The sequence below is a fragment of the Lentzea sp. NPDC055074 genome (assembly GCF_053608005.1).
Genome location: NZ_JBSGUQ010000002.1, coordinates 88,256 through 105,158 on the forward strand (window position 1 = coordinate 88,256; position 16,903 = coordinate 105,158).

The 16,903-nt window shown below is 71.7% G+C and carries 14 protein-coding genes; 4 read left to right on the forward strand and 10 right to left on the reverse strand.

The annotated features are described in order from the left end of the window. Positions 1 to 5: 5 nt before the first annotated feature. Genes ACWF7A_RS04405 through ACWF7A_RS04420 form a run of 4 tightly spaced genes read right to left on the reverse strand, consistent with a single transcriptional unit; the run spans position 6 to position 4,292 of the window. Complete coding sequence (locus ACWF7A_RS04405; RefSeq protein WP_452248998.1) at positions 6 to 872, reverse strand: alpha/beta fold hydrolase; 867 nt, start codon at positions 870 to 872, stop codon at positions 6 to 8. Further along, the gene (locus ACWF7A_RS04410; protein WP_452248999.1) at positions 869 to 2,140 is read right to left on the reverse strand and encodes a M20 family metallopeptidase; all 1,272 of its coding nucleotides are present in this window, start codon (positions 2,138 to 2,140) and stop codon (positions 869 to 871) included. Before ACWF7A_RS04410 ends, ACWF7A_RS04405 begins: the two co-directional genes overlap by 4 nt. Further along, positions 2,137 to 3,069, reverse strand: coding sequence for a DODA-type extradiol aromatic ring-opening family dioxygenase (locus tag ACWF7A_RS04415; RefSeq protein ID WP_452249000.1), 933 nt, complete (start codon positions 3,067 to 3,069; stop codon positions 2,137 to 2,139). Before ACWF7A_RS04415 ends, ACWF7A_RS04410 begins: the two co-directional genes overlap by 4 nt. Next, positions 3,069 to 4,292: an aromatic ring-hydroxylating oxygenase subunit alpha gene (locus ACWF7A_RS04420; protein ID WP_452249001.1), complete on the reverse strand. Its 1,224-nt coding sequence runs from the start codon at positions 4,290 to 4,292 to the stop codon at positions 3,069 to 3,071. Before ACWF7A_RS04420 ends, ACWF7A_RS04415 begins: the two co-directional genes overlap by 1 nt. Before the next feature lie 225 nt (positions 4,293 to 4,517). On the opposite strand from ACWF7A_RS04420, the gene ACWF7A_RS04425 reads away from it, so the two are divergent. After that, positions 4,518 to 5,504, forward strand: a complete 987-nt coding sequence (locus ACWF7A_RS04425; RefSeq protein WP_452249002.1) for an NAD(P)/FAD-dependent oxidoreductase — start codon at positions 4,518 to 4,520, stop codon at positions 5,502 to 5,504. A 17-nt stretch (positions 5,505 to 5,521) separates the two neighbouring features. Next, a complete protein-coding gene (locus ACWF7A_RS04430; RefSeq protein ID WP_452249003.1) occupies positions 5,522 to 5,857 on the forward strand; it encodes an indolepyruvate ferredoxin oxidoreductase subunit alpha in 336 nt (111 codons plus the stop codon). Positions 5,858 to 5,900: 43 nt separating this feature from the next. Here the strand turns inward: ACWF7A_RS04430 and ACWF7A_RS04435 are convergent, their stop codons facing one another. From ACWF7A_RS04435 to ACWF7A_RS04450, 4 genes are all read right to left on the reverse strand, one after another. Continuing rightward, on the reverse strand, positions 5,901 to 6,668 hold the full coding sequence (locus ACWF7A_RS04435; protein WP_452249004.1) for an enoyl-CoA hydratase/isomerase family protein: 768 nt from the start codon (positions 6,666 to 6,668) through the stop codon (positions 5,901 to 5,903). Between the two features lie 11 nt (positions 6,669 to 6,679). Continuing rightward, positions 6,680 to 8,920: a CoA transferase gene (locus ACWF7A_RS04440; protein WP_452249005.1), complete on the reverse strand. Its 2,241-nt coding sequence runs from the start codon at positions 8,918 to 8,920 to the stop codon at positions 6,680 to 6,682. A gap of 69 nt (positions 8,921 to 8,989) precedes the next feature. After that, entirely contained in the window at positions 8,990 to 10,570 is a 1,581-nt protein-coding gene (locus ACWF7A_RS04445; RefSeq protein ID WP_452249006.1) for an AMP-binding protein, read from the reverse strand. A gap of 24 nt (positions 10,571 to 10,594) precedes the next feature. Then, on the reverse strand, positions 10,595 to 11,425 hold the full coding sequence (locus tag ACWF7A_RS04450; protein ID WP_452249007.1) for an IclR family transcriptional regulator: 831 nt from the start codon (positions 11,423 to 11,425) through the stop codon (positions 10,595 to 10,597). 208 nt (positions 11,426 to 11,633) lie between these two features. Here ACWF7A_RS04450 and ACWF7A_RS04455 point away from each other — a divergent pair, with 208 nt between their 5' ends. Both ACWF7A_RS04455 and ACWF7A_RS04460 read left to right on the forward strand, forming a co-directional pair. Continuing rightward, the gene (locus ACWF7A_RS04455; protein ID WP_452249008.1) at positions 11,634 to 12,464 is read left to right on the forward strand and encodes an alpha/beta fold hydrolase; all 831 of its coding nucleotides are present in this window, start codon (positions 11,634 to 11,636) and stop codon (positions 12,462 to 12,464) included. 88 nt (positions 12,465 to 12,552) lie between these two features. Further along, a complete protein-coding gene (locus tag ACWF7A_RS04460) occupies positions 12,553 to 13,869 on the forward strand; it encodes an MFS transporter (protein ID WP_452249009.1) in 1,317 nt (438 codons plus the stop codon). A gap of 195 nt (positions 13,870 to 14,064) precedes the next feature. Here ACWF7A_RS04460 and ACWF7A_RS04465 read toward each other — a convergent pair whose 3' ends face one another. Further along, the gene (locus ACWF7A_RS04465) at positions 14,065 to 15,375 is read right to left on the reverse strand and encodes an amidohydrolase family protein (protein ID WP_452249010.1); all 1,311 of its coding nucleotides are present in this window, start codon (positions 15,373 to 15,375) and stop codon (positions 14,065 to 14,067) included. Further along, a complete protein-coding gene (locus ACWF7A_RS04470) occupies positions 15,372 to 16,901 on the reverse strand; it encodes an FAD-dependent oxidoreductase (protein WP_452249011.1) in 1,530 nt (509 codons plus the stop codon). The genes ACWF7A_RS04465 and ACWF7A_RS04470 overlap by 4 nt, the downstream gene beginning before the upstream one ends. Positions 16,902 to 16,903 lie beyond the last annotated feature (2 nt).

The window sequence follows — 16,903 nt, forward strand, 5'->3', positions numbered from 1 at the left end:
GGTCTTCACGCGGGGACCCCTTCCGGGACGAGTGAGCGGAAGAACCCGTCGACGACCGCGTGGTAGGCGTGCGGGCGTTCTTCCTGCGGGTGGTGGGAGACGTGGTTCATGACGTGGAGGTTTCCGCGCGGCACCATGCGGGCGAGCATCAGCGGGTAGTCGGGCGTGAGGAACGCGTCCTGCATGCCCCAGACGAACAGCACCGGCGCCTCGATGAGGCCGAGTTCCCCGGTCAGGTCCTGCCATTCACCGCGCGGCGAGTCCGACATGCCGGCGAGCGCGCGTTCGCCGGGGTCGAGGCTCTGCTCGTAGCGGAGGTCGAGCGTCTCCTCGGGCAGCTGCTCCCCGTCGTACCACTCGAGGGTGGTGATCAATCGGCGCATCTTCTCGCGCGTCGGCCCTTCGCCGCCGTAGTAGACGTCGCGGGCGTTGCGACCGCGGCGACCACCCTCGGGCAGCGGGGCGAGCGGACCGTAGAACACCGGCATGCTGCCGGTGACCACGAGCGACCGCACCCGCTCCGGATACTTGGCGGCGAGGTTGAGGGCGATGGTGCCGCCCCAGGAGTTGCAGACGAAGTCGGCGCGCTCGACGCCCAGGGTGTCGAGCAGGGCGACGGTCTTCGCCGCGTGGTGGTCCCACATCGGCCCGCTGATGGTGGTCTTCGAGGAGCGGCCGTACTGCTGGATGTCGACGAGCAGGCAACGGCGGTCTTCGGCGAACAACGGCGCCACCGGCCCGAAGTCGCTCCACCCCGTGCAGCCGGGGCCACCGCCGTGCAGGAACACGGTGTCGGGTCCGGAACCGAGGTCGTGGTAGTGGTAGGTGACGCCGCCGCCGTCGGCGTAGTGGCTGGCGGGTGGTGGGGTCATGCTGCTCCCTTTGCGGTGGTGGAGAAGGTGGTGCGTGCCAGCACCTCGCACAGGCGGCGCATCGCGCGCACGTCGACGGTGTTCATGCCGCGGCTGAAGTCGACGTCGAGCTCGGTGGAGGCGACCTTGGGCATTCCGGTGCGGACGGTCGGGATGCCGCGCGACCGCAGGATGTTCGCGTCCGTGGCGCCGCTGTTGTCCGGCACCGGCTGGTGCGGACGCCCGGAGGTGCGTTCCCACGCCTCGATCGCCGTCCGCACGATCGGTGCGCCCGGCGGGGTGCTGGTGCCGGGGATCGCCAGCACCATCTCGACTCCGAGCACGTCGTCGAACCGCGCCAGGAACGTGGCCAGCTCCCGCTTGACCGACATCGGTGTGGTGCCCGGCGCGATCCGCAGGTCCAGCCGGATGCGGCAGACGGCCGGGGTGACCGCGAGCATCCGCTCCCAGCCGCCGGCGATCGACCCGATCACGCCCTGCGGCGCGGCGGAGGCGGTGCGGTGCCTCGTGGGGTGGTCGGCGAGCCACCGCTCCAGGCGGGTCACGACCTCGGCGGCGGTGACGATCGGGTTGCGGTAGGGGAGCCGGTGGCGGCTGCCGACGTAGGTGTGGACGCCGGACACGGTGATCTCGAACCAGCACAGCCCGACCTCGTCGTGGGCGACGAAGTCACCCGGCTTCGCGATCACCGCGTGGTCGGCGTACCAGCCGCGTTCGAGCAGGAAGGAACATCCCGTGCCGTGACCGGTGTTGGCGCGGGCGGGGTAGCCGGGTGCCTCGATCGCGTTGGTGGGCATGCCTCCCGCACCGAACGCCACGACCACGTCACCGGCCAGGTCCGGTCGCACCGCGCCCAGCGCCTCGGCCAGCACCAGGACGCAGGCGGCGTGGCCCTTGGGGTTGCTCGCGCCGAGACCGGAGACGAACGGTCCCTCGTCCCGCGCCTGCGCCCGCATGTCCTGGCGCAGCTCCGGCCCGATCCACGGCACGTCCAGCTCCGGCTGCCCGGTCGTGAGGGTGTCGATCGGCGCGTAGAGCAGCAGGTCCTCGCCGCCGCCCGACCCGCGCAGCCTGCCGGCCGCGTTGGCCTGGAACTCGTCGATGTACTGTGCCTGCGCGGCGAAACCCGCCGCGGACAGTCGGGAGGCGAGTATGCGCGCCAACGGCGCTTCACGGCCGGTGGGGCTCGGGATGGCCGTGACGGCGTGCGCCGCCGCGCGGAGCCGGTCCTCGGTGATGTGGTCCAGCACCGCGTCGAGCGCGGTCATGGCCGGATCACCGCGACGCCCATGCCGGTCAGCCACTCCGGCATGGGGGAGTAGGCCAGCGCGCGACCTGGTGCGAAACCCAGCGCGGCGGCCATGACGAGCCACGAGCGCAGCTCCTGGCCGCCGTTGCCCGCGGCCTCGCCGATCTCCTCTGCGGTCAGCGCCGTGTACTTCTCCAGTTCGCCGCGTTCGAGATCGGCCAGGAAGGTCTCGTCGAACTCGGGGAACAGCACCGGTCGCGCGGCCGTGATGATGTCGCGGCGCCGGCCGTCGTAGCGCTCCCAGTCACCGCGGCCGTTGAGCCACGCCTCCACGAGGAACTCCTCGTCCTCGCCGTCGGGGGCGCGCCAGTCGTCGGGCCACGGCAGCTGGTGCGACAGGCCGCCGGAGGCGATCACGACCACCTTCAGGTCCTCGGGCAGCGCCTCGATCGCGGCGGTGAGGTTGCGCCCCAGTTCGGCACAGCGGTCAGGCCGGGGGAGCGGCGCGGCGAAGACGTTGACGACCAGCGGCACCACCGGTACCGCGATGCCGTCGAGGAGGTACTGGATCGCGTGAGTCTGACCGTGGTCGATCTGCAGGCGGGCCGAGATCGCCACCTCGGTACCGCGCTGCACCAACTCCTCGGCGAGCCGCTGCGCGACGTCGGGCGCGGTCTTCTGCGGTCCCGACGGGGTTTTCGCCTCACCCGAGGCGATCACCTCGCCGACACCGAGGGTGAACGACGGGATCATGTCGAGCCAGAACCCGCGGAAGTGGTTGGACCCCACGATGATCGCGACGTCGGGCTCCGCCGCGGCGATCTCGTCGCGCGCTTCCCGCAGTGCGTCGCGGAACCGTTGCGCGCGGTCGGTGTGCACGACCTTGTCCCAGTGGGTGTTCATCAACGTCGAGTGGGACGCGCCGACGCCGAGCACCACGCGCGCCATCAGTTCGCCCCCGGGACCGGGACGGTCACGCCCCGCGCGCTCAACCGGTCGACGCGTTCCTCGCAGGTGTCCTCGGCGAGCTTGCGCCACTTGAGCAACGAGTCGTCGGGCCGGTAGAGCTTCTCCGGTGGCGCGTCGGTCACCTCGACCATCCACCTGTCCTGCGCGGAGAACTGGCCGTGGAACAGCCACCGGACGAAGCCGAGGTACTTGGCGTAGAAGGGAAGCGTCCGCCACCCGCGCTGGAAGCTCGCCAGCACGCCGACGTAGAGGTGGTTGTCCTCGTCGACGGGCACGTAGAACTCGTAGTGGATGAACGTCGGGTACACGATCCGCAGCACGCCGGGCATGCTCACCGAGGCGAAGCCCGGGAAGTCCTGGGCCTCGATCACCGGGTTGACCTGGCGGTGCGATCCGGTGTTGCCGATGTTGCCGACCTCCTTCGGAGGCCGCAGCTTGAACCACGCCTGGTTGTCCCACCTGCCCAGCCCCGGGAAGTCCGCCGTCCAGTACTGCTCGTCCTGCACGCGGTAGATCCACCGGCCGCGTTGCACGATCCGGGTCTCGTTCCACACCGGCATCGACTTGAACAACCGCCACAACGCGGTGCGGTGCAGGTACTTCGCGTGGCCCTCGTCGTAGCCGTTCTCGCAGGCGAAGCGCCAGTTGCCTTCGCGCGGCTGGATCCTCGACCCGATGACGGCGGCGTTGCTCACCAACTCCTCGGGCAGTTGCTCGTCGATCGGTGGGGCCTGCTCGCCGTCACCGACGAACACCCAGACCATGCCCAGGCGCTCTTCGACCGCGTACGTGGGCTGGGTGACCTTGCCGCAGATCGGCGAGGCCGGGCCGTCGGTGATGGCGGCCTTGAGGTCGCCGGTCTTCAGGTCGAACGTCCAGCCGTGGTACGGGCAGGAGATCGTGCCGGGGAACTGCTGGTTGCCCTCGGACAGCGGCACACCGCGGTGCGGGCACCGGTCCTTCAACGCGTACATCTTGCCGTCGTCGCGGACGAGCACGATCTTCTGCCCCAGCAACGTGATCTGCCGCGGCTTGCCGGTGAACCGCGACGAGTAGCCCACCGGGTACCAGTAGCCGCGGAAGCCCGCCGCCGCGGCCTGGTAGTGCGGCCAGCTCGACCAGTCCTGCCGGCCCGGGAGGCTCGTCGGTCGCCGGGTCCGCCGCGGCGGTGTGCCCGTCTTCTCCCCGTTCTGCGCGTTCATGGCCGCTCCAAGTCCGTTGTGCCGAAGCCGAAGCGGAGTCCACCACCGGCGTGCCCGCCGGCCAACGCCTCCGGTCCGCTCACCGGACCGGGATCCGAAATCGGGGATGTGGTCCGCTCAGCGGTCCGCGATGCGCGACCGCGCCGTCACGTCCTCCTACGGTCCGGTGAACCGCGGACGCTGTCCGTCCACTCCAGACACCACCGCACCGACGGAGGCCGGCTCATGCCCCCTGCTCCCATTGACACCGACGTCCTGCTCGTCGGCGCCGGACCGACCGGCCTCTACGGCGCCTACTGCGCCGGGTTCCGCGGTCTGCGCACCGTCGTGGTCGACGGTCTGCCGCAGGCGGGCGGGCAGATCTCCGCGCTGTACCCGGAGAAGGAGATCCTCGACGTCGCCGGACTGCCTCGGGTGCGAGGCCGCGACCTCGTGGCCGCGCTGCTCGACCAGACGGGCAGGTACGACCCGGAGTACCTGCTGGGCCGCCAGGCCGTGGCGCTGAGCCGTGACGAGCAGGGCCGGCCCGAGGTCACGCTGTCCGACGGTCAGGTCGTCCGCGCCGGCGCGGTGATCGTCACGGCGGGGATCGGCACGTTCACGCCGCGCAAGCTGCCCGCAGGGGAGGAGTACCTCGGCCGCGGCCTGAGCTACTTCGTCACCGACCCCGGCGCGCACAGCGGGCAGGACGTGCTCGTCGTGGGCGGTGGTGACAGCGCGGTGGACTGGGCGCTGGCGCTGGGGCCGATCGCGCGATCGGTCACCCTCGTGCACCGCCGGTCGGCCTTCCGCGCGCACGCGGCCAGCGTCACGGCCGTTGCCGCGGGCGGTACGCGGATCGTGACCGACGCCGAGGTGGAGGACCTGGTCGGCGGGGACACGGTACGGCTGGCCCACGTCCGCGTCCGCGGGGAGGACGCACCTCGGGTGTTCGAAGTGGACAGTGTGATCGCGGCACTCGGGTTCGTCAGCGACCTCGGTCCGCTCGCCGGCTGGGGGATGAGGCTGCGGGGCCGGTCGATCCTGGTCGACTCGCGGATGCGCACCAGCCTGGAGCACGTCTACGCCGCCGGCGACGTCGCGGAGCACGAGGGCAAGGTGCGCCTGATGTCCGTCGGCTTCGGCGAGGTCGCGACAGCGGTCAACAACGCCGCGGTCGTGCTCGACCCCGAGCTGTCCCTGTTCCCCGGCCACTCGACCGAGAACCCCTGACCCCGGAGGGAAGAACCATGGCCTACGTCATCGGCGCGAACTGCATCGACGTCACCGACCGAGCCTGCCTGGACGTCTGCCCCGTCGACTGCATCTACGTCGGCGACCGCAAGAGCTACATCAACACCACCGAGTGCATCGAGTGCGGTGCCTGCGAACCGGAGTGCCCGGTGGACGCCATCTTCGTCGACCGCAAGGCACGCGGGGACGAGGGCAAGGCGGTGTTCGTGACCGACTCGATCGGGTTCTTCCAGCAGACTCTGCCCGGCCGCGACGCACCTCTGGGCGACCCCGGCGGCGCCGGAAAGATCGGCGACATCGGCGTGGACACCCCTCTGGTCGCGCAGTACTGACGAACGCGGGGCGGCAACGGAGAACCGTTGCCGCCCCGCACTTTCAGCGGCCGGTGAAGACCGGCGCGCGCTTGTCCAGGAACGCCTGCAGCCCCTCGGCCGCGTCCTCCGTGCGAGTCAGCTCCAGCACACCCTTCTCCTCGTGCCGCAGCGCCTCCTCGATCGGCTGCCCGTACCCCTCGTCCACGACCTTCTTGATCAGCCCGATCGCCGCGGTCGGCTTGGCGGCCAGCAGCCGTGCCTGCTCGGCCACGGTGGCGTCGAAGACGTCGTCGCCGACCACCTGGTCCACCAACCCGAGCTCCAGCGCCTGCTGTGCGCCGAGCCGGGTGCCGTCGATCATCAGCCGCTTGGCCCGGTGCGGCCCGACGAGACGGGGCAGGCGCTGGCTGCCACCCGCGCCGGGGAACAGGCCCAGCGCGATCTCGGGGAACCCGAAGCTCGCCGAGGACGACAGGATCCGCAGGTCGCAGGCCAACGACAGCTCGGCACCGCCGCCCAGCGCGTGGCCGTTCATGGCGGCGACCACCGGTTTCGGCGCCAGTTCGAGGATGCGCTGCACGTCGATCCACCCGCGCATCGCCGCCTGGTTGGCCTCCGACAGGTCCCGCATGACGGCGATGTCGGCGCCGGCGACGAAGAACCGCCCGGTGCCGGTGATCACGAGACACCGCACCGCCGAGTCCGCGACCAGCGGGGGCAGCACCTCGTGGAACTCCGCGATCATGGCCGGGTCGACGGCGTTGGCCGGGGGCCGGTCGATCCGGATCGTGGCGACGCCCGCGTCCAGGGTGGTGGTCAGCACCGGCATCGGTACTCCTCTCATTCGGTGACCCCGGCGGCACGCAGTGCGGCCAGGCGGTCGTCGTCGAGGCCCAGCAGTTCTCGCAGAACCTCGTCGGTGTGCTCGCCCAGCAGGGGAGCGGGGGAGGTCAGCGCGCCGGGCGTCGCGGTCAGGCGGGCGACGACGCCCTCGTGCAGCACCGTGCCCGCGATCGGGTGGTCCAAGGGCTGGTAGAAGCCGCGTTCGGCCAGGTGCTCATCGCCTTCGACCAGGTCGCGGCCGGTCGCGACCAGTGCGGCGGCGACTCCGGCGTGCTGCAGTCGTGCGACGAGTTCCTCGGCGTCCTGCGCGCGCGTCCACGCCGCGAGCGCCGCGTCGATCTCGTCCTCGGCCGCCCGCCGCCGGGCGAGGTCGCCGTCGCCGGGCAGGTCCGCGAGGTCTCGCAGCGCGGCCCACTGGGCTTCGTCCAGTGCGGTGACGGCGACCCAGCGGTCGTCTCCGGCGGCCGGGTAGACACCGTGCGGCACGGCGTGCCGCGACCGGTTCGGGTGCGCGGCCGTGCGTGGGTCGTCGTGCCCGTGGTCGAGCACGGCCGGTCCCATCGTGGCGGCCATCGCTTCGAGCTGGGACAGGTCGACGTGTCCGCCGTGCCCGCGCACGAGCAGGTCCAGCGCGCCCAGCACCGCCGCGTTGGCCGCCACCACGTCACCGAGCCCGAAAACCAGACCCTGCGGTGGCAGGCCGGGGTCGCGGGTCTCGCTGGACAGCCCGGACATCGCGGCGAGCGTGTCGGCGAAGGTGACCGCCCTGCGCCAAGGCCCGGTGTGACCGACACCGGACATCGACGCCAGGACCACTCGCGGGTTGAGCTCGCGGAGCGACTCGTAGTCCAGGCCCCACCGGTCCAGCACGCCGGGGCTGAAGTTCTCGACCACGACGTCGCACCAGGCGGCCAGGTCGCGCAGGAGCTCCTGGCCCTGGGGCGTGCGCAGGTTGAGCGCGACGCTGCGCTTGCCGCGGTTGTAGTTCAGGAAGTAGCCCGAGTCGTCCGGTCCCGCGTCCGGCCGCAGCCGCATCGACGGGGAGAACCGGGTCGGGTCGTGCCGGTGCCGCGACTCGACCTTGATCACGTCGGCGCCGTGCTCGGCGAGGACCTTCGTCGCGTACGGCCCGGCCAGCACCCAGGTCAGGTCCAGCACCCGCACCCCGTCGAGCGGACGGCGACCGTCGGTGGCACTCCGTCCGCGTGCCGCTCCGGTCCACGTGCCCTCGGCGAGCGGGGACAGCACGACCGGCCGGGGCAGGCCCGGCGCGTTCCACGGGAACCCGGCGTCCTCGGTGCCGCCGACGGAGACGAAGAACCGCCGGTTGCGCAGCTGCGGGTTGTGGACCAAGTCCGCCGGCGTGGTCACCTCGGCCCACGGCAGCGCCCGTTCCCGGCCCTGCTCGGCCACCTCCCGCGCGGTCCGCTTCGCGACGAACCGGGAGACCACGGCGTCGACCCGCAGCCGCTCAGCCCAGCGCGCCACCGGGTCGGCGAACCGCTCGTCCAGCAGTTCGCCCGCCTCGCCCTCCTCGGAAAGCCAGGCCAGCAGGTCCGTCCACATGCGCTCGCTGCCGGAGTAGCCGCCCGCCACGTGCCCGTCGGCGGTCGCGAAGATCCGGTGCGCCACGTGGTCGTAGACACCGCCGGTGCGGACCGGGAACCGACCGGCGTGGATCCACGAGATCGCGCCGGTCTCCAGCGTGGCCGCGACCGCTTCCTGGACCGAGACGTCGATCAGCTGGCCGGTGCCCACGCGGTCCCAGGCGAGGACGCCCAGCAGGGCCGCGATGGCCCCGTGCGCCCCGGCGACCTGGCACGCCTGCTCGCGCGGCGGGGGCTTGGGCTCGCCGTCCGGCTGCCCGCCGAGCCAGGTCATCCCGCCGGCCGAGGCGAGTACCAGGTCGCCGCCGACCCAGTCCCGGTGTGGGCCGGTGACTCCGAACGGGGTCACGACCACGTGGACGGCGTGCGGCCAGCGCGAGGTGCCGTCGGTGCGCAGACCGCGCAGCTTCTTGACAGGGCCGCTCTCGAGCACCACGTCCGCGTCCCGTGCGAGCGCGTCGAGGTCCTCGTCACTGGAAATCCGGACGAGCTTCTTCCCGGCGTGCCAGTGCAGGCGTTCCGCCTCGCCCAGGTGCTCGTCGGCGTCGACGCGCAGGACGTCGGCGCCGAGCCCGACCAGGAGCCGTGCGCCCTGCCAGGCCAGATCATCGGTGAGGTCGAGTACGCGCAACGCTGCCCTCCAGGCGTGACTGGTTTCCCCGACCGTAGAAGCGCTGACGTCAGGCGGCCCGCGTCCGGTTCACTGGGCGGACCGGTGCTCGGCGTCCCACGTGGACTCGTCCACGACCGCGGGCAGCAGGGACTTGACGATCTTGCCGCTGCCGTTGCGCGGCAGTTCGCCGGTGAGGCGCACGTACCGCGGCAGGGCGTGCCGCGGCAGCCGGGTGCGGCACCACTCCCGCACCGCCGGTCCGTCGAGGCGCCGGTCGGTGGTGGTCAGCACCACGAGCACCTCCTGCTCGGTGAGCTCCGAGTCGACCCCGACGACGGCGGCGTCCACCACGCCGGGCAGCGCGCGCACCACCTGCTCGACGTCCCAGGCCGAGATGTTCTCCCCGCGCCGCCGCACCACGTCACCCCGGCGCCCGGCGAACGTCAGGCGGCCCTCCGCGTCGAGACGACCCCGGTCGCCGGTGCGGAACCAGTCGTCGCGCAGGACTTCGGCGGTGGTGGACGGATCCCCGGCGTAACCGAGGAACCGCATGTGCGGCAGCCGGGAGCGGACGGTGATCTGCCCGGTGCACCCCGTCGGCAGGGGACGCCCGGTCTCGTCGACGATCACCACCTCGTACTCCGGAACGACGCGACCCGCCGTGCCCGGCCGCCAGTCGCCCGGGGTGTTGACCGCGACGTCCCCCAGCTCCGTGCTCGCGTACGCCTCCAGGGCGCGCACCCCGAACCGCTCCAGGAACCGGGCGGCCAGGTCGGCGGGCGCCGGAGCGCCGTAGGCGAGGCGGACCGGGTGGGCGCGGTCGTCCTCCGGCCGGCGGTCGAGGATCGCCAGCATCGCGCCCATGAAGTTGAACGCGGTGACCCCTTCGGACCGGCACGTCTCCCAGAACCCGGACGCGGAGAAGCGCCGGTGCGCGACCAGCCGTGCGCCGGTCAGGAGCGCGGGCAGCAGCGCTGTGTGCCGGATGTTGACGTGGTGCCACGGGAACACGTTGAACAGCACGTCCTGCGGGCCGTACTCCATCGTCGCGGCGACCCTGCGAGCGTGCCGCACCGCCGCGAAGTGCGGCAGCTCGGCCGCCTTGGCCCGCCCGGTGGTGCCCGAGGTCGACAGCACGACGAGCACGTCTCCTGGCTCGGGACGGTGCTCCCGCCCACCGAACGCGGGCAGCTCGTCCAGGAACGGATGGCCACCTGGGCCGGGATCGTCCTCGGCCACCAGCACGACCCGCTCCACGCGGGGCAGCAGAGCCCGCAGAGCCGCGTTGCCCGCGAGCACGGATGTGCCCACGACCAGCATCGACGCACCTGTGGACCGCAGGATCGACTCCGCTGCCGCGATCGTGACGTCGAGGGCGAGCGGCACCTCGACCGCGCCCTGGCGGGCGAGGCCGAAGAGCAGGTCCACCGCCGTGCGGCCCGGCCGCACGCACGTGAGCACTCGGCGGCCGGGTGGGACCCGGAGCCGGGCGGCGAGGGCACGTGAGCGTTCCTCGGTCTCACCCACGAGTAGCCGTGTGCCGTCGTCGAACCGGACCAGTTCCCGATCCGGGTCCTTTCGCGAACTGGCGCTGAGCAGTTCTACCGGGGAGTTCGCTCGTTCCTCGCGCACCTGGCCGATCGTCGAGCCGGCGGCCTGCCCGGCCAAGCGGGCGATCCGCTCAGCGGACCGTCAGCCGGCTGCTCGTCTCACCGCGGCGGCCGGGGACGAGGGCGCGTCGCGCACAGCGGCGGCGGCCAGCAGCGCGCGGTCGAGCGCTCGCGCGATGGTGGCTGCGGTCGTGCGCAGCTGGGGCAGCAGGTGCCGGGGTGTCAGCCGGGTGACCGGCGCGGTGGTCGACACCGCGGCGTGGACGGTGCCGTCCGCGCCGGTGACGGGGACCGCGAGGCTGCCGACGCCGGGCATCGTCTCCTCGATCTCCAAGGCGAACCCCTGCGCCTGCACCGCCGTCAACTGCTTGCGCAGATCGTCCACAGAGGACACGGTGCGGGAGGTCAGGTGGGCGAGCCCGGCCTCGCGGAAGCGGGCCAGGTGCTCGTCGAGATCGGTCGCCGCGGCCAGCAGCACCTTGCCCGTCGCCGTGCACGGTGCGGGCAGCCGCCCACCGATGCGGGAGTGCGAGAGGATGTTGGCCTCGCCCGCGACCTTCTCCAGGAAGAGCACGTGGGCACCGTCGAGCACGGCCAGGTGGATCGTGGCGCGGGTGACGGCGAACAGGTCGGCCAGCGCCGGTCCCGCGACGGACCGCAGCACCGCGGAGGTCGGCACCCGCTGCCCGAGCTCGAACATCCGCATGCCGAGCTGGTAGTGGTCGCCGCGGCGTTCGAGCAGGCCCCACTCGACCAGTTCCTGCGCGAGCCGATAGGCCGACGCCTTCGGCACGCCGGACCGGCGGCTGAGGTCGGTGAGCCCCAGCTGGTAGGTGCCGGACTCGAAGGCCCGCAGGAGCAGTTGCGCCTTGCCGAGCACCGAGCTCGGCCGGCCCGAGTCCTCTGCTGACATGGAGCCTCCTCACCGAGCGTGCACGGGTCGCGATTATCGCCATCCGGAAAGATCCAAGTCCAGTAGCTGTCACTGCCCGTTACCTGCGTGTTTCCGCGCGTGGCCGTTGTGCCCGCGCGGTCCGCTGGGCGGACCGCGCGGCTGGGCTCACCGACCGTGACGACGGACACTGCGGGATCCGGCAGACACGGCTCGGCGGAGGTAGACGGTGAGCAAGACGGTTCCGGCGGGGAGCGTGGCCGAGTACGGCTACGTCACCGTCCCCGGTGGCCAGGTCCACTACGCGGAGCAGGGGAGCGGCCCGGCCGTGCTCCTGCTGCACCAGGCCCCGCGCTCGCTGGACGAGTTCCGCGAGCTGCAACCGCTGCTGGCGACCGGCCACCGGGTGATCGCGATCGACATGCCGGGGTTCGGCAACAGCTCGCCGCTGTCCGCCCCGCAACACGTCGAGGACTACGCACGGGGGACGCTCGCCGCGTTGGACGCACTGGGCGTCGACCGCACGGCGCTGCTCGGCCACCACACCGGCGGCGCGGTCGCGGTCGAGCTGGCCGCCGCGGTGCCCGAGCGGATCACCGCGGCGGTGCTGTCCTCGACGCCGTGGACGGATGCCGGTTTCCGGAGGTCGCATGGGGAGGGACCGGGCGTGGACGACGCGCCTCGCGATCCCGGCGGCGGTCACCTGCTGACGTGGTGGGAGCAGCGGCGGCCCCACTACCCGCCCGCGGCGACCGGCCTGCTGGACCGGTTCGTGCGCGACGCGCTGGCTCCCGGCGTGGATCCCCGCGAAGGCCACCTCGCGTGCGCCAGGTACGAGATGGAACGGCGGATCGGCCGCGTCACCGCACCTGTCCTGCTGCTCGGCGGCGCCGACGACCCGTTCGCGCTGCCCGCTCTGGAACCGTTGGCGCGCAACCTGAGCGCGGCCGAGGTCGTGCACCGGACGGTGATCGGGGGCGGCACGGTGGCGCTCATGGAGGACAAGGCCGACGAGGTGGCGGCCGCGGTGCTGCCGTTCCTGCACCGGTTCGCCCGCTGACCCGGTCCGCTCACTGAACCGGCGCGTTGTCGCGATCCCGTCGCGGGGCAAAGGTACGTCAACTCGCCCAGCTCGCTCGGAGGCAGACATGTCCACTGGTACACAACCGCACCGGCAACCGGCCAGGGCCGCGCTGGCCGGGTGGTTCGGGACCACGATCGAGTTCTACGACTTCGTGCTCTACGGCCTGGCGGCGTCGCTGCTGTTCCCGAAGATCTTCTTCCCGGCCGCGGACCCGCTCGTCGGCACGCTCATCTCGTTGTCCAGCTTCGGTGTCGGCTACGTCGCACGTCCCTTCGGCGCCCTGCTGTTCGGCCACCTCGGCGACCGGATGGGCCGCAGGTTCATCCTGGTCACCACGTTGGTGATGATGGGTCTCGCGACCACCGCGATCGGGCTGCTCCCGTCCTACGGCCAGTGGGGGATCGCCGCACCCGTGCTGCTGGTCGTCCTGCGCGTCGTGCAGGGTGTGTCGTTCGGCGGTGAGTCCAGCGGCGCGGTGCTCCTCACCGTCGAACACGCGGACGAACACCGGCGCGGCTTCTTCGGCGGAATCCTCAACACCGGCACGGCCGTCGGCACCATCCTGGCCAACATCGCGTTCCTGCTGGTGTCGCAGCTGCCCGAGGAAGACCTCCTCTCGTGGGGCTGGCGGATCCCGTTCCTGGCGAGCTTCCTGCTCGTGGTCACCGGGTTCGTGATCCGGGTGAAGCTTCACGAGAGCCCCGAGTTCGAGGAAGCCAAGGGAACCGGTGCGGTCCGCAAGCTGCCGCTCGTGGACGTCCTGCGCAAGTGCGGCGGCACCGTCGCTCTCGTGACCCTCGCGACGATCAGCGCGGGGGTCAGCATCACCGTGGGGTCGATCTACGTGCTCACGTACGGCAAGACCGCACTGCAGATCAGCACGACCACCATGCTGAGCGTGATCCTGCCCGGCCTGGTGGTGGTCGTGATCAGCGCACCGCTCTACGGCCGGCTCGCCGACCGCATCGGACCGCGCACCGTCTTCACCGCCGGCGCCGCCGCGATGGCCGTCTTCCCGTTCGTGTGGTTCCCCCTGCTCCACACCAAGGACCCGATCCTGATGTTCCTCGGCTTCGCCCTGCTGTTCGGCGGCTACGCGGCCAACTTCGCGATGTTCCCGGTGTTCTTCTCCCAGGCCTTCCCGGTGTCGCTGCGGTTCAGCGGCATGGCCATCGGCTTCACCTTCGGCACCATCTTCGGCAACGCGCTGGCACCGGCCATCAGCGCGACACTGCTGGAGTCGACCGGCACCTGGCTCTCCATCGCGGTGTACATGGCGGTGGCGGCGATCATCAGTCTTGTCGCCGGGCTCCTTCTGCGGCAACCGCGCGCAGAACACCCGGAGAGCGCCGAGGTGAAGGCGGTGGCGCCCGCGGTGTGAACGTGCTGAGCGGACTTCGGTGACGAGAGGCAGCCGCGCCGGCGAACCTGGGCGCGGCTGCCTCTCATCACCCCGGTGCGAGTTGAGGATGTTGACGAGGCAGACGTCGACTGGGCGGTGTCGCGGTCTGCACGCCCGAGCTCCGGCAGCGTCCACGAAGATCCTCTTGAGCCTGCCGCACAGGAACAGCAGCGGTCAGTCCACGAGGTTGGGCAGGAGGTGACCCGCGGACTCCTGGAGCTGTCCTCTCAGGGCGTCGAGGTCGACGTCGACGAGGGCGTGCTGCCGTTTGCGCCAGCGTCCGGCGATCATGACCGCCTCGATGTCGCCGGAACTCGCGTAGAGCGCCGTCGCGACCGGATCGGTGATCGGCCACAGCCTCGGCGCGGAGCCGTCGATGACGACGAGGTCGGCCTGCATGCCCGTTTCGAGCCTGCCGACGCGGTCGTCGAGGCCGAGCGCTCGGGCGCCTTCGACCGTCGCCCAGGACAGCGCCTGTTTGGCGGTGATCGTGGCGGTGAGGGAGAACGCGCCGGTGGTCTGCCGATGGTGGTCGTGGTCGCGGCCGCGCTGGTGGGCCAGCGCGATCCGGGCGGCGGAGAGGACGTCAGCGGGGGTGACCGCGTCGGTGTCGGTGCCCAGCGACGGTGCGGCGCCCAGCTGGAGCAGGTGTCCGGTGACGGGGGAGCCGTGGCCCTGGCCGAGCTCGTTCTCCGGCGTGCACGTGACGCTCGCCCCTGCGTCGACCAGGATCTTGATCCACTCGTCGGTGAGCCCGGCGCCGTGCACGACGTTGGTCGAAGGGCTAAGCAGTCCGGCCGTCCGCACCGCCTCCCACCCCGGCCCCGGCACTCCGCCGCTCTGGTGCATCGACACGACGAGCCCGCGCTCGGCGGCCACGCGGAAGTCGATGACCGCGACGTCCGGAGTGGACAGTTGCGGGCCGCGGACGGCCACACCGAAGGTCAGCAACGCGTGGGTGCCGGCCGGGCCGTCGAGCAGCCGGTCGATCTCACTCACCGGGTGGGCCGCGTCGGCGGCGGAATACGGGGTGCCGTGCAGGAAGACCCCGCGGATGCCGGACGACAGCAGGCCGTCGATCGCCGCGTCGGTGTGTTCGGGTGTGGGCGTGTTGTGGCACCAGTCGCCCAGGGTCGTGGTGCCGCGGTCGAGCTGGCTCAGCGCGCCGGCGAGCGTCCCGACGCGCATGTCTTCCGGGCGGTAGTGCTCGGCCACGGTGCCGTGCATGCGACCGAGGTAGTCCGCGAGCGTCCAGTCGACGCCTGCACCGCGCAGCGCGGTCTGCCAGGTGTGCAGGTGGGCGTTGACCAGGCCGGGCATGATGATCCGGTCCGTGACGTCGACGATCTCCGCACCGGTGTCGTCGAAGTCGTCGCCAACCCCGGCGATGCGGTCGCCGTCGATGAGGACGTCGCATCGTTCGGCGTCGGGCCGGTGCGGCGCCATCGTGATCACCTGCGCGCCGCGCAGCAGGATGCGGGTCATCGGACGGTCTCCTGCTGGGCCACGGGCGTCAGCGCGCGGGCGGCGGTCTGGATCGAGGTGAGGAAGTTCCGGGTGGCGATGTGCCCGATGTAACCGTCGGGCCGGATGAGCAGCAGGGCGTCACCCTCGATCCCGTAGATGCGGCGGAAGTCTTCCCCGGCATCGGCGGCGACACGCCGCAGCGGCGCCCCCGCGTTTGGCCACTCGAGCTCCTCGCTCGCAGCGGCGGCATCCGGGCCGTAGGCGACGAGGGTGAAGTGGGGACCCCGGTAGGTGTCGAACAGGTGCACCGGTGTGCCGTCCGTGCCGAGCAGTTCGGCGTCCGGCGCACGATCGCCGACCTGCAGTGTCGTTGTGCGATCGCAGTCGGTGGGTGCGAGCGGGCCGCCGTAGTAGGTCAGTGACAACTGCTGTTCGTCCTTGCCGCGGCGCAGGCTCGACGGGTCGAGCTTCGCGATGCCTTCGTACTTCTGCGTGGACAGGCCGAGCACGCCTGCGGCGATCGGCAGGCGTTCGGCCTCGTAGCTGTCCAGCAGCCGCGGATCGGCTCCGGCGAGGACCTGGGCGAGTTTCCAGCCGAGGTTGTAGGCGTCCTGGATGCCGGTGTTGAGGCCCTGCGCGCCGGCGGGGGTGTGCACGTGCGCGGCATCGCCAGCGAGGAAGACCCGTCCGCGCCGGTAGGCCTCCACCAGGCGGATGTTGGGCCGGAACACCGACCGCCAACGGATGTCGCTCAGCTCGATGTTCCGGTTGCGGGTGTGGGCCTGGATCCGCCGGGTGATCGCCTCCACTCCCACCGGGGGTTCCTCGTCCGGGGCCAGACGGATCATCCACTGGAACAGGTCGCTGTGCGGCAGCGGGCAGGCCCCTGCGAACCGGCCCTTCACGCCCGGCCAGACGTGCCAGCGATCGCGGGACAGACCGGTCGTGACGGCGTCGACGATCAGCATCCGGTCCTGTTCGTCGGTCGTGCCGAGAAAGCTCAGGCCGAGTTGGCTGCGCACGGCGCTCGAACCGCCTTCGGCTCCCACGAGATAGCGTGCCGTGATCTTCTCGGTGCCGCCGTCCCCGGTCGTCGTCGCGGTGACCGACGTGCTGTCCTGAACGAGCTCGACGAGTTCGCGGCCGTACTCGACCCTTCCGCCCAGCTGCTCGAGCCGGTCGTGCAGCACGCTGTCTGTGCGGTACTGGGGAATCAGCCGGGTGTTGGGGTAGGGAACGCCGGAGGTGCGGTCGCGGTTGCGGAACATGCGCCACGGTGCGGCGACGGGTCCGAGGTGGATGCCCAGGCGCGGGTAGTCGCTGCTGGCCGCGAGAACCTCGTCGATCGCGCCGAGGTCGTCGAACACCTCGAGTGTCCTCGGCTGGATGCCTTTGGCGCGTGAGCCTTCGAACGAGTGCGGGGCCTTGTCGATGATGCGGACGTTCACGCCGCGGCGCACGAGGTCGATCGCCAGCGTGGTGCCGGTCGGGCCGGCACCGGCGATCAGCACGTCGATGATTCGGGAGGTGTTGGGGTCGTTCATGG